Raw genomic sequence first — 12,601 nt, forward strand, 5'->3', positions numbered from 1 at the left:
CTCATTCCTCAAAAAATTGGGCCCGAATGAGGGCTTCATCCAGCCGATCAAAGCAGGCGTTGTGTCTGTCCGTCAAAGGCCCATGGCCAGGCATCACTTGGCCTGTTGGCCCGTAACCGATCGCCTTGAATTTCCACTGGCCATTGAGCCATTTGAAGTTGCCCACATGCAAACCCGAGGGGGCGTGCAAGGCGCAGACTGTTTCGTTCAGGGGTTTTAACAGGCTGTTCGGCATGCAGCGCTTTCGGACGCCATGGACCGCTTAGACGAGCTTCTCGACAGCGCGTGAAAAACACACGGTCTTGTTGCTGAACGCCTCGTGCTGCTCCTCCACTTTGTCCAACTCGTAGAGGTAGTTGACCATGATGCCGCCTGACTGTTGCAGACCTTTTTTGGACAAGTCAGCCGCCCAATTGATTTGGTGCAGTGTGGCCCCATTGCTGAGGTGAAATTTGCCCACCGCATCGCCCCGTGTCTCGGGGGTTTTAAGCATCAAATACAAAGCACCCAAACGCATCAAAGCCGTTTTTTCAGCCTCTGTTGCCCGATCGGGGTGCCAGCCTGATTTCAAGCGGTCAGCCCACGGCGCACTTCCAGCGTCCACTGTTTTTTGCGCCTCTTGCCATTTGCGCAACTGCGCAGGGCTGAGCTTGTCCTCAAGCAAAGGGGCACCGGCATCGAGCCACTGGGTGAAACCCGGAATTGGGGACAAGGTGCAAAAGGTTTTGAGCGTGGGGATTTCTTCGATCAGTTTTTGCGCGACACGCTTGATCAAAAAATTGCCCAAAGACACGCCCTTGAGGCCCGGCTGGCAATTGCTGATGGAATAGAAGATCGCCGACTTGAAGCTTTTGGGCTCTCCGACAGGCGCCTGCTTGTTGATCAGTCCACCGATGTCCCTGGCAATGCCGGGCACCAGCGCCACCTCGACAAAAATCAAAGGCTCCCCCGGCAACTGGGGGTGAAAAAAAGCAAAGCAACGGCGGTCAGGCTGCAAGCGGCGGCGCAGATCGTCCCAACCATCGATGGCATGCACCGATTCATGCTCAATGATTTTTTCGAGCAACTGGGCGGGTGAGTTCCAGGTGATTTGGTGCAGCTCCAAAAAGCCGGGATTGAACCAAGAGCTGAGCAAGTGGTGCATGTCTGCGTCGGTGGCCCGAAAGGCAGGATGGTCCTTCAAGTACGACAACAGCGTCTGACGCATCTTCAAAATCGTGGCGGTCCCGGCAGGCGCCCGATTGACCCGCCGCAGCAGCTCTTGCCGGGGCGGCTCCACCGTCTGGAACAAATGGATCAGGCTGGCTTCGTTGCGCTCGGTGTTGTAGCGGTTGGCGGCATCCATCACCATCGCTGGGTCTGGATTGAACTCGTTGGACAAGTGGTGGAAAAAATCTGTTTGACTGCGCTTGTCCAAGTGCTCGTAGTTGTCAATCAACTTGACGGCCATGCTTTGCGCATTGGCCTCGCCCCGGGCACTCAAGAGCTTTTTGGTGGCTTGCTTGGCGGCATCGAGTTTTTTATTTTGAATGAAGCGTTCCAGCATGGTGCCCTCGCATGACGCGTTGTTCAGATTGATCCGACTCTCCAAAATCACGGCCTGAGCTTACACGGCCCGCAAAGCCCTTGAGGATCGTGGCCCACGGCCTGTGCAGTTCAGGCCCGTTGGAAGTCGCCCCGCTCCATCCACCAAGACACCGCAAATCCGGCCACCAGGCCCCAAAAAGCCGCGCCGATGTTGAACAGGCCGATATCGGCCACCGTGACCAACAGGCTGACCAAAGCGCCCAAAGAAAACTTGCCTGCACCGAACGAAGCCACAAATGCCCCCTGCAGCACGCGCAGCATGGCCAAGCCGCCCAAGACCATGATGAACTCTTTGGGGGCCGCCAGCATGAGCCCGGTGAAGGTCGGCGCCATCAGGCCAAACAGCAAAGCCAAACCACCGAACATCAGCGCACCGGTGTAATGGCGACGGTTTTCACCCGATGAAGTCAGCAAGCCATTGGTCGGCCCGGTCAGGCAGGTGCTGACGGCACCGAACACCGCACTGACTGCAGCGCCCAGGCCGCAGGCCACAGCGATCATGTTGACAGGCGGCTCGTGTCCTGCGCTTTTGAGCACGGCAACGCCCTGCCCGTTTTGCACCACCAGCACCGTGATGGCCAAGGGCACCACCAACTCCAACATGGCGGCAAAAGACCACACCGGGGTCTGAATCACCGGTTGTGCCAAAGCCAGTTGGCCGACGGCAGCGCCATCCAAACGGCCTGACAGCGCCACCGCCAAAGCCCCCACCAGCAAAGCACCAATGACGGGCGGCAGGCGCTTGCCCCAATCGGCCCTTGCGGACAACAACAAAAACACCGCCACCATCGGCGCCGCGATGGCCACATCGCTTTCCAGCGCCCGCACGATGTCCAGACCAAACCGCAAAAACACCCCAGCCACCATGCCCATGACAATGGGCATGGGCAGTGCGGCCATGACGCGCTTGACCCATCCGCTCAAACCCAGCGCCAACACCAAGGCGCTGGTCATGTAAAAAGCCCCGATCACCTCGGCAAAACTGAGGTGCTGCAAAGCCGGCCCCACCAGCACCGTGCCGGGAATCGTCCAGCCAAAAGCCAAGGGCGTGGTGTAACGCCAGCTCATCAACAAAGTCACCAGGCCATTGACAAAGAAAACACCGAACACCCAAGACGCCAACTCTTGAGGTGACAAGCCGCCCCGCGTGCCGACCGACAAAATGATGGCCACGGGCCCGGTGGCCGCAAAGATGAATCCGATGAGCGCATTGGCCGCATAGGTGACGCCAAAATCAGCGCGAATTTGACGCCCGCTGGGGGGGGCGACGGCAGGGATTTCCAAGTGTTTGAACAAAACGGGGCCTTGGGTAAAACGAAAACGGTCTCAGGTTATCAAAAAAAAAAACCGCCCCTCGGGCGAGGGGCGGTTTTGCGAAACCAGTTCAGAGAACCGTGTCAGATCACTTCTTGCCAGGAATCTTGCCTTCCACGCCCTTGACGTAGAACATCACGCCGCCCAGGTACTTGTCATCGGCGATGGCATCCTTGGCCAACATTTCCTTGCCAGACTGGTCCACGATCGGGCCCTTCCAGATGGAGAAGCTGCCGTCCTTCAAGCCAGCATTGATCTCGGCCAAGCGCTTTTTGATGTCTTCAGGCACATCGGCGGCCACGTTGACCATCTCAATCGCGCCTTCTTTCACACCCCACCAGCTGGAACCCGTGCTCCACTTGCCGTCCAGGGCTTCACCCACGGCCTTCACGTAGTAAGGACCCCAGTTGATCACCGCCGAGCCCAAGTGGGCCTTGGGGCCGTAGGCGGTCATGTCGGAATCCCAACCAAAGGCACGCTTGCCCATTTTTTCTGCGGTCTGCAGCACAGCCGACGAATCGGTGTTTTGCATCAGCACGTCAGCGCCTTGGTTGATCAGCGAAGTGGCCGCTTCGGATTCTTTGGGTGGGTTGAACCACTCGTTGACCCAAACCACTTTGGTTTTGATCTTGGGGTTCACCGACTGCGCGCCCATGGTGTAGCTGTTGATGTTGCGGATCACCTCAGGAATTGGGATGGAAGCCACCACGCCCAAGACGTTGGTCTTGGTCATCTTGCCGGCAATCACACCCGCCATGTACGCGCCTTCGTAGGTGCGGCTGTCGTAAGTGCGCATGTTCTCGGCAGTTTTGTAGCCGGTGGCGTGTTCGAATTTGATGCCTTTGTTGTCGGCAGCGACCTTGAGCATGGGCTCCATGTAACCGAAGGTGGTGCCAAAGATCAGTTTGTTGCCTTGGGCAGCCATGTCGCGGATCACGCGCTCGGCGTCAGCGCTTTCTGGCACTTTTTCAACGAATGTGGTGACCACTTTGTCGCCGAAAGCTTTTTCGATTTCTTTGCGTCCGTTGTCGTGCGCAAAGGTCCAACCACCATCGCCCACAGGGCCGACATAGGCAAACGCGATCTTCAGGGGCTCGGCTTTGGCAACCGCAGCTGGGGCAGCGGCCTTGGGCGCCTCTTCTTTTTTGCCACAACCGACCAGTGCGGCGGCTGCCACAGCGGTCAGGGCCACCATCTTGACGATGGAGCGCTTGGAGATGTCTGTCATGTCAGTTCCTTTTTAAACAGGGTTACAGGGTTGGAGAAAAGAAGATTATGAACCGGGGTAAAAGGGCTTACCCAAAGAAGCCGGCATGTTGACCCGAATCCAAGTAGGGTTACGTGAGATCAAGGCCAGCACCACGATGGTGGCGATGTAAGGCAAAGCAGAAAGCAACTGGCTGGGCACTTCAACGCCCACGCCTTGTAAATGGAACTGCAACATGGTCACGCCACCAAACAAATAAGCACCGAGCAAAACGCGTGCCGGGCGCCAAGTCGCAAAGGTCGTCAGCGCCAAAGCAATCCAGCCCTTGCCGGCCACCATGCCTTCAACCCACAAAGGCGTGTAGCTCACAGAGATGTAAGCCCCTGCCAGGCCGCACAAAGCGCCCCCCGCCACCACGGCCCCCAGCCGAATCAGGCGCACCGGATAGCCCAAAGCGTGTGCCGATGCAGGCGACTCGCCCACCGCCCGCAGCACCAAACCGGTGCGGCTTTTGTAAAGAAACCAAATCAGTGCCAAGACCAACAAAATGGCACCGTAGACCAAGGGGTGTTGTTTGAAGAAAGCCGGGCCCAACCAAGGGATGTCAGCCAGGAAGGGAATCTCGTAGTTGAGCCGATCTGGCAACTTCTCCTGGACATAAGCAATGCCCACAAAGGCAGAAAAGCCCACACCGAACAAACTCAGTGCCAGGCCGGTGGCGTATTGGTTGGTGCCCAGCCAAATCACCAGCACCCCAAAGACAGCCGCCAACAGCGCGCCCGCGCCCATTCCCGCCAAAAACCCCAACCAATCGTTGCCGGTGTGCACCACACAAGCAAAGCCCGCAATGGCAGCGCACAGCATCATGCCCTCGGCCCCGAGGTTGACCACCCCGGCTTTTTCATTGATCAACAACCCCAAAGCGGCCAGCGCCAACACGGTCCCCGCATTCAGGGTGGCTGCGATCAGCAATGCATACGACTCCATCACACGCTCCCGATTTTTTTGGACACCCAACGCAAGCGATAGGCCACCAAGGTGTCACACGCCAGCAGGCAAAACAACAACAAGCCTTGGAACACGCCTGTGATTGACTTGGGCAAGCCCAAGCGCGATTGCGCCAACTCTCCGCCGATGTAAAACATGCTCATGAGCACTGCCGAAAAGACCATGCCAGCGGGGTGCAAGCGGCCCACAAAGGCCACGATGATGGCCGCAAAACCGTAACCCGCAGGCACATAAGGCGTGAGCTGGCCAATGGGACCGGCAACCTCCAAGGCGCCCGCCAGACCTGCAGCGCCGCCCGACACCAAGAGCGCCACCCACAAAGCCTTGCGTGAAGAAAAGCCTGCATAACGCGCTGCGTCAGGTGCCAGCCCCCCCACCTGTTGGGCAAAGCCCGCCCGGGTGCGGAACAAAAAGACCCACAGCAATGCGGCACCAACCAGTCCCAACAGCAAACCCACACTCACCCGGGAGCCGTCCATCAAACGCGGAATCTGCGTGACCGACTCAAAGGTTTTGGACTGGGGAAAGTTGAAGCCTGCCGGGTCTTTCCAGGGGCCGTAAACCAGATAACTGAGCACCATCCCAGCCACGTAGACCAGCATCAGGCTGACCAAAATCTCATTGGCATTGAAGCGGTCACGCAAAAACGCGGTGATGCCGGCCCAAAACATGCCGCCCAGAACGCCCGCCAAAAGCACCGCCAGCACGATCCAGCGGCCTGTGTCTTTGTCGGCCAGCAGGGCCACGCCCCCGGCACAGACCGCACCCATGACGAATTGCCCCTCGGCACCGATGTTCCACACGTTGGACCGGAAACACACGGCCAAACCCAAGGCGATGATCAACAGCGGGGTGGCCTTGACCATCAGTTCACCCAAGGCGTAAGGGGTTTTGATCGGTTCCCAGAAAAACATTTGCAAACCGCGTACAGGGTCTTTGCCCAGCGCCATGAAGAGCGCCACACCCAAGAGCACAGTGAGCAGCAAAGCCAAGACAGGCGACGCATAAGTCCACAGGTTAGAAGCCTGGGGACGGAGTTCAAGCCGCAGCATGTTGGGCTCCTTCTTGCGCAGCCAGGGCCGGGTTGGCGACGGGCCACAAGCCGCTCATCCATTCGCCAATGCGTTCGACCGTGGCCTCGGTCCGCGCCACCGAGGGCGACAAACGCCCCTTGGCGATCACATGCAATCGGTCAGACAACTCGAACAATTCTTCCAACTCCTCGCTGACCACCAACACGGCACAACCCGCATCGCGCAGTGCCAAAATCTCGGCACGGATCTGCGCCGCTGCGCCCACGTCCACGCCCCAAGTGGGTTGCGAGACGATGAGCAGTTTGGGGGCCGCACTGATCTCGCGCCCCACGATGAACTTTTGCAAATTGCCGCCCGACAGCGACTGTGCTGGGGCATCCGGTCCAGCGGCCTTGACCTTGAAACGTTCGATGACACCGCGGGCCTGATCGGCCAAAGCCCCCATGCGCACCCAGCCGCCCGCTCCCACAGCTTCGCTGCGCGTGAGCAGCAGGTTTTGAGAGAGGCTCAGCGAGGGCACAGCGCCCCGCCCCAGCCGCTCTTCAGGCACAAAGTGAAGGCCCAGCTGCCTGCGCGGTACCGGCCCCAAAGCCGCCACAGGCTGACCGGAAACGGCCACACTGGCCGCGCCACACTGCACGCCCGCCCGGGTGTCTTCACCCGACAAGGCCCACAGCAGCTCTTTTTGGCCATTGCCTGAAACGCCAGCCAGCCCCACCACCTCGCCCGCACGAACTTGCAAGTCAATGCCTTCCAGGTCCACGCCAAACGGGTCTTGCCGTGTCAGGCTCAAGCCTTTGACCGACAAAACCACCTCGCCTGGCGCACGCGCCACGTGTTCCAAAGCCGGGGGCTCGGCCCCGATCATCAAGCGACTGAGCGAGGCGTTGGATTCTTCACGCGGGTCGCACACGCCCGTCAGCTTGCCGCCCCGCAAAACGGTGCAGGCGCTGCACAGCGCCCGAATTTCGTGCAGCTTGTGCGAGATGTACAAAATGCTGCAGCCCTGACTGACCAACTGGTGCAGCACCACAAAAAGTTTTTCAACCGCTTGCGGCGTCAGCACCGAAGTCGGCTCGTCCAAAATCAAGAGCTTGGGCTCGGTCAACAAGGCGCGGATGATCTCCACCCGCTGCATCTCGCCCACGCTCAGGGTGTGCACCGGGCGCTCGGGCTGCAAGTCCAGGCCGTATTCGCTGGCCTTGGCCACGATGCGTTCGGTCACCTCTACCAGGCTCAGCGACTTGTCCAGCCCCAGCCACACGTTTTCGGCCACGGTGAGCGTGTCAAACAGGCTGAAATGCTGAAACACCATGCTGATGCCCAGCTTGCGCGCTTCTTGCGGGTTGCGGATGTTGACAGTCTGGCCATTGAAGACCACTTGGCCTTCGTCGGGCTTGACCGAGCCGTAGATGATTTTCATCAAGGTGGACTTGCCCGCGCCGTTTTCGCCCAACACAGCATGGGCCTGGCCGGGCATCACGGTCAGCGACACATCTTGGTTGGCCACCACGCCCGGGTAGCGCTTGGTGATGCCTTGCAAAGACAAAAGGGGTGTGGTCATGTCGGGTTCAATGTGAACAAATGGGTCGTCAATAAGCACTATTGGGCCGGCAATTGGGCCGCACTGATTTTCACCTGCTCGCGCAACCAGCGCGCAGAGGCAGAAGCATGACTGCGTTCATGCCAAAGCTGGTAATAAACCATCTTTGGAAAGGCCACTGGGCAAGGCAGCATAGACAAGCCGCGCTGCGCATCGGGGCCTTGCATAAAGCGCTGGCAATACTGGCGGCCTGTGGTCAGAACAAGCAAGCTCGATGCCACCATGCGTGGCATCAGGCCAAAGTGGGCGCAGCGCGCCGAAATATTGCGCGACAGGTTCAACCGGTCCAGGTGTTCGTCAATCACGCCGCGCCAGCCGGGGTAGGCTGGGGTGGGCGCGATGTGCTCACAGGCCAGCCAGTCGTCTTGTGTCCAGCCACGGCGCACTGCGGGGTGCTTGCTGCTGACCAGGCACACCACATCGTCTTCAAACAGCTGGGCGCGGTGCAGCTCTTCACTGGGCTGGGCCCAATTGCCGATCACCACATCGATCAGGCCCTGCCCCAGGTCTTGCGCGTACTGCGCCTGCGCCGACAGGGCATGCACCTCGACCCGGCAGCCCGGTGCCAGCGACTTGATGCGGGCCATGATGGACGGCAAAAACAAAGGGTCCAAGGTGTCGCTGGCGGCAATGCGAAAAGTCTCTGTGGCCTCTGTCGGATCAAAAGCCCGGGCCGGAGAAAACAAGCGTTCTGCGGTTTGCAGTATTTGCGTGACAGGGGCCAGCATTTGCAAACCGACATCTGTGGGCACCATGCCTGTGCCCGAACGCACCAAAATTGGGTCCCCAGTCAGCTCGCGCAGTCGCTTGAGGGCCACCGACACGGCCGGCTGTTGCTGGCCCAATCGCATGGCGGTTTTGGAGACACTGCGTTCGGTGAGCAAGGTGTGGAGGGTTCGAATGAGTTGGATGTCGATCTTGTCGAAAAGATGCGCTGGCTTCATGTTGGATTTCAGATAAGCGTTATGGCTTCAGACCCATAGGTGACCCACGGGTTTATCCTAGGATCATGTGACTCCAAAAAGTCATTTGCCATGCCAAAAACGCTTGCCTCCTCTCTGAAATCTGCGCCGCTTGTGACCAGTCCATTGCGGTTCTGGCATCGCGGTCAAGTGATGAATCCGGGCAATGTACCACCAGACCGAACCCTGCTCGATCTGCTGCGCGAAGACCTGCGCCTGACGGCCACCAAAGAGGGCTGCGCGGCAGGCGACTGCGGGGCTTGCACTGTGGTGGTGGCCGAGGCGAAGGATGGCCGTTTGCAGTACCGCGCTGTGAACAGCTGCATCAAACCGGCGCATGCCATTGGCGGCTTGGCGCTGTGGACCGCTGCCGATTTGGCCCAGAAAGACGGCACGCTGCACCCGGTGCAGCAAGCCATGGTGGCCTGCCACGGTTCGCAATGCGGTTTTTGCACGCCCGGTTTTGTGATGAGCCTGTTTGCGCTGTACCAGCGCACGGTGGCGCAAGGCCAGGCCGTGGACAAACACAGCGCGCACGAAGCCCTGTCTGGCAACCTGTGCCGCTGCACGGGTTACCGGCCCATCGTGCAAGCCGCGTGCAGCCTGCAGGCCGATGCCACGCAGGCCGTGGATGAAAAACCCATCGTGGCCGCGCTGCAAAAACTGGTGGCCCCCGCTAAGACCGATGGCGATTACCAGCGCCCCAGCACCCTGCCCGGTTTGCTGCAAGCCCGCGCCCAGCATCCCCAAGCACAACTGATCGCCGGGGCCACCGATGCCGGGCTGTGGATCACCCAGGGCTTGCGCCGCATGCCGCAAATCATTGACCTGACCCGCGTGGGCGAGCTGCGCCGGGTAGAACATTACCCACACCACATCGCGATTGGCGCGGCGGTGAACCTGCAAGACGCGTTTGAGGCATTGGCCAAAGACCGGCCGGTGATCGCGCCCTTTGGCGAGCGCTTTGCAGGCTGGCCGGTGCGCCAGTCGGGCACGCTGGGCGGCAACGTGGCCAACGGCTCACCGATTGGCGACAGCATGCCGCTCTTGATCGCGCTGGGCGCGCAGCTGGTGTTGATGGCTTGGCGCAACATAAACGGGAAGGGCCGCGCCGTGCACCGCCATGTGCCTTTAGACCGCTTCTACACCGGCTACCGCCAAAGCCTGCTGGCCCCAGACGAGGTGCTGGCCTGGATCGTGGTGCCCCGCCCGGCAAGCGGCGAATGGCTGGGCGCGTACAAGGTGTCCAAACGGCAGGAAGACGACATCTCGGCCGTGTGCCTGAGCGTACAGCTGCAGGTGGAGGGTGGATGGATCAAATCAGCCCGCATCGGCGCAGGCGGTGTGGCCGCAACGCCCGCACGCGCCGTGAAGACCGAGGCGGCGTTGATCGGTCAGCCTTGGAACGAAGCCACTTTGCAAGCCGCGCAGGGCGCCATCGCGGATGAGTTTTCGCCGCTCAGCGATTTGCGCGCCAGCGCCGATTACCGCCGCCAGATTCTGGGCCAACTTTTGCGCCGCGCCTGGTTGGAGAGCACAGGCCACACCACCGTTCGGCTGGAGGCATTCGCATGAACGCACCATCCCACAACACGTCCAGCAGCACCTTGCGCTTTCACGAAAGCGCCGCTGCGCAGGTGCAAGGCCGCGCCAGCTACATCGATGACCTGCCACTGGTGGAGGGCACGCTGCACGCCGCGCCGCTGATGAGCCCGGTGGCCAACGCGCAATGGATCAACATGGACCTCAGCGCCACCTTGGCCGCGCCCGGCGTGGTGGGCACCGTGACCACGCAAGACATTCCCGGTGACCCACTGCTGGCCACCTTTGTGCACGACGAGCCGATTTTTGCCGGACCGCAGCTCATGCACGTGGGCCAAGTGATGGGCCTGGTGCTGGGCCACAGCCACACCCAAGCCAGGCTGGCCGCACGCCTGATGCGATTGCAGACGAAGAACGACACGCCCTTGCTACACGCCCGCGATGCACTGCAAGCGGGCAGCTTTGTGCTGCCCCAGGTCACGGTCCAGCGTGGCGATGCGGCGCTGGCTTTGGCCCAGGCCCCGCACCGCCTGCAAGGCACGCTGGAGATCGGCGGGCAAGAGCATTTCTATTTGGAAAGCCAAATCGCTTATGCCATTCCGCAAGACAACGACCACTGGTTGATCCACAGCGGCACGCAACACCCGGGCGAGGTGCAGCATTGGGTGGCGCACGCACTGAATATCCCGCTGTCGCAGGTGCGCGTGGTGTGCCGGCGCATGGGTGGTGGCTTTGGCGGCAAAGAGACCCAAGCCGGGCACTTGGCCGTGTGGGCGGCGCTGGCCGCGCACAAGTTTGGTCGGCCCGTCAAGATGCGCTTGGACCGGGGCGACGACATCCTGATCACCGGCAAGCGCCACCCCTTCAGCCACGACTGGCAAGTGGGCTTTGACGCGCAGGGCCGCGTGCTGGGGCTCGACTCGGTGCAACTGGTGCACTGCGGCCACAGCGCCGACCTGAGCGGCCCGGTGGCCGACCGCGCGATCTTCCACACCGACAACGCTTACTTTTTGAGCGACCTGCACATCACCTCGCACCGCTGCAAAACCCACACCCAAAGCCACACCGCGTTTCGCGGCTTTGGCGGACCGCAAGGCGTGCTCTTGATCGAGACCGTCATGGGCGACATTGCCCGCCACCTCGGCGTGGACGCACTCGATGTGCGCCTGGCCAATCTGTACGGTGTGGCGGATGGTGACAACAAGCGCGACACCACGCCTTATGGCATGAAGGTGGAAGACAACATCTTGCACCCGCTGATGACGCAACTGGCCGAGCGTTGCGATTACCGTGCACGCCGCCAAGCCATCAGCGATTGGAACGCTCAGCACAGCGTGATCCAAAAAGGCCTGGCGCTCACGCCAGTCAAGTTCGGCATCAGCTTCACTGCCACGCAGTTCAACCAGGCCGGGGCGGTGGTCTCGGTCTACACAGATGGCAGCGTGCGGGTGAACCACGGCGGCACCGAAATGGGCCAGGGCCTGCACACCAAGGTGTGTGGTTTGGTGGCGCGTGTGTTGGGCCTGCCTGCAGGCCAGGTGCAGGCCAGCGCCAGCGACACCGACCAAGTGGCCAACGCCAGCGCCACCGCAGCGTCCAGCGGCACCGACCTGAACGGCCGCGCCGCCGAAAACGCCGCGCTGCAGGTGCGCCAGAACATCGCCACCTGCATCGCCAAGGCCGATGGCTGCCCTTCAGATGCTGTGCGTTTTGAAGGCGGCCAAGTTATCACACCCGTGCGCCAGCGCAGCTTCACCGAAGCGGTGCAATACGCCTATGGCCAGCGCGTGCAACTGTGGAGCGACGGCTTTTACGCCACGCCCAAAATCCACTACGACCGCAGCACGCTGACCGGCAGGCCGTTTTATTACTTCGCCTACGGATCAGCCTGCAGCGAAGTCGCCATCGACACGCTCACAGGTGAATACCTTGTGCTGCGCACCGACATCCTGCACGACGTGGGGCATTCGCTGCACCCCGAGATCGACATCGGCCAGATCGAAGGCGGCTTCGCGCAGGGCCTGGGCTGGCTCACCACCGAAGAGCTGGTCTGGAACGCCAAGGGCGAATTGCTGACCAAGGGCGCGAGCACCTACAAAATCCCCACCGCTGCCGACATGCCCACGCAACTCAACATCGCGCTTTGGCACGAAGCCAACGTTGAGGAGAATGTGGGCGGCAGCAAGGCCGTGGGCGAGCCGCCCTTCATGCTGGCCATCAGCGTGCTTGAAGCCTTGCGCGACGCCATCGGCGCCACCCGCCCCGGCCGCGCGCCCATCCGCCTGGACACCCCCGCCACCCCCGAACGCGTGCTGAACGCCCTCTTGAACCGGGTTTAATTGGG

10 protein-coding genes are annotated in these 12,601 nt (G+C 60.9%); 2 read left to right on the top strand and 8 right to left on the bottom strand.

The genetic code is table 11. The annotated features are described in order from the left end of the window. Position 1: 1 nt before the first annotated feature. From B472_RS03980 to B472_RS04015, 8 genes are all read right to left on the bottom strand, one after another. Complete coding sequence (locus tag B472_RS03980; RefSeq protein ID WP_019425465.1) at positions 2-235, bottom strand: hypothetical protein; 234 nt, start codon at positions 233-235, stop codon at positions 2-4. A 27-nt stretch (positions 236-262) separates the two neighbouring features. After that, the gene (locus B472_RS03985; RefSeq protein ID WP_026039234.1) at positions 263-1,546 is read right to left on the bottom strand and encodes a malonyl-CoA decarboxylase; all 1,284 of its coding nucleotides are present in this window, start codon (positions 1,544-1,546) and stop codon (positions 263-265) included. 110 nt (positions 1,547-1,656) lie between these two features. Further along, positions 1,657-2,883: a benzoate/H(+) symporter BenE family transporter gene (locus B472_RS03990; protein ID WP_019425467.1), complete on the bottom strand. Its 1,227-nt coding sequence runs from the start codon at positions 2,881-2,883 to the stop codon at positions 1,657-1,659. Positions 2,884-2,989: 106 nt separating this feature from the next. Beyond that, a complete protein-coding gene (locus B472_RS03995; RefSeq protein ID WP_019425468.1) occupies positions 2,990-4,129 on the bottom strand; it encodes a BMP family ABC transporter substrate-binding protein in 1,140 nt (379 codons plus the stop codon). A gap of 45 nt (positions 4,130-4,174) precedes the next feature. Then, positions 4,175-5,095, bottom strand: coding sequence for an ABC transporter permease (locus tag B472_RS04000; protein ID WP_019425469.1), 921 nt, complete (start codon positions 5,093-5,095; stop codon positions 4,175-4,177). After that, a complete protein-coding gene (locus B472_RS04005; protein ID WP_026039235.1) occupies positions 5,095-6,168 on the bottom strand; it encodes an ABC transporter permease in 1,074 nt (357 codons plus the stop codon). Before B472_RS04005 ends, B472_RS04000 begins: the two co-directional genes overlap by 1 nt. Then, entirely contained in the window at positions 6,155-7,714 is a 1,560-nt protein-coding gene (locus B472_RS04010; RefSeq protein ID WP_019425471.1) for an ABC transporter ATP-binding protein, read from the bottom strand. Before B472_RS04010 ends, B472_RS04005 begins: the two co-directional genes overlap by 14 nt. A 38-nt stretch (positions 7,715-7,752) precedes the next feature. Next, positions 7,753-8,697, bottom strand: a complete 945-nt coding sequence (locus tag B472_RS04015; RefSeq protein WP_019425472.1) for a LysR family transcriptional regulator — start codon at positions 8,695-8,697, stop codon at positions 7,753-7,755. Between the two features lie 171 nt (positions 8,698-8,868). On the opposite strand from B472_RS04015, the gene xdhA reads away from it, so the two are divergent. Beyond that, positions 8,869-10,290: a xanthine dehydrogenase small subunit gene (xdhA, locus tag B472_RS04020; RefSeq protein WP_019425473.1), complete on the top strand. Its 1,422-nt coding sequence runs from the start codon at positions 8,869-8,871 to the stop codon at positions 10,288-10,290. Further along, complete coding sequence (gene xdhB / locus B472_RS04025; protein ID WP_019425474.1) at positions 10,287-12,596, top strand: xanthine dehydrogenase molybdopterin binding subunit; 2,310 nt, start codon at positions 10,287-10,289, stop codon at positions 12,594-12,596. The genes xdhA and xdhB overlap by 4 nt, the downstream gene beginning before the upstream one ends. The last annotated feature ends 5 nt before the right edge of the window (positions 12,597-12,601 follow it).

Source organism: Limnohabitans sp. Rim28, assembly GCF_000293865.2.
Classification (GTDB): Bacteria; Pseudomonadota; Gammaproteobacteria; order Burkholderiales; family Burkholderiaceae_C; genus Limnohabitans_A.

Coding starts and splice junctions, on each gene's coding strand:
- B472_RS03980 (WP_019425465.1), bottom strand. CDS start 235: ATGCCGAACAGCCTGTTAAAACCCCTGAACGAAACAGTCTGCGCCTTG.
- B472_RS03985 (WP_026039234.1), bottom strand. CDS start 1,546: ATGCTGGAACGCTTCATTCAAAATAAAAAACTCGATGCCGCCAAGCAA.
- B472_RS03995 (WP_019425468.1), bottom strand. CDS start 4,129: ATGACAGACATCTCCAAGCGCTCCATCGTCAAGATGGTGGCCCTGACC.
- B472_RS04000 (WP_019425469.1), bottom strand. CDS start 5,095: ATGGAGTCGTATGCATTGCTGATCGCAGCCACCCTGAATGCGGGGACC.
- B472_RS04005 (WP_026039235.1), bottom strand. CDS start 6,168: ATGCTGCGGCTTGAACTCCGTCCCCAGGCTTCTAACCTGTGGACTTAT.
- B472_RS04010 (WP_019425471.1), bottom strand. CDS start 7,714: ATGACCACACCCCTTTTGTCTTTGCAAGGCATCACCAAGCGCTACCCG.
- B472_RS04015 (WP_019425472.1), bottom strand. CDS start 8,697: ATGAAGCCAGCGCATCTTTTCGACAAGATCGACATCCAACTCATTCGA.
- xdhA (WP_019425473.1), top strand. CDS start 8,869: ATGAATCCGGGCAATGTACCACCAGACCGAACCCTGCTCGATCTGCTG.
- xdhB (WP_019425474.1), top strand. CDS start 10,287: ATGAACGCACCATCCCACAACACGTCCAGCAGCACCTTGCGCTTTCAC.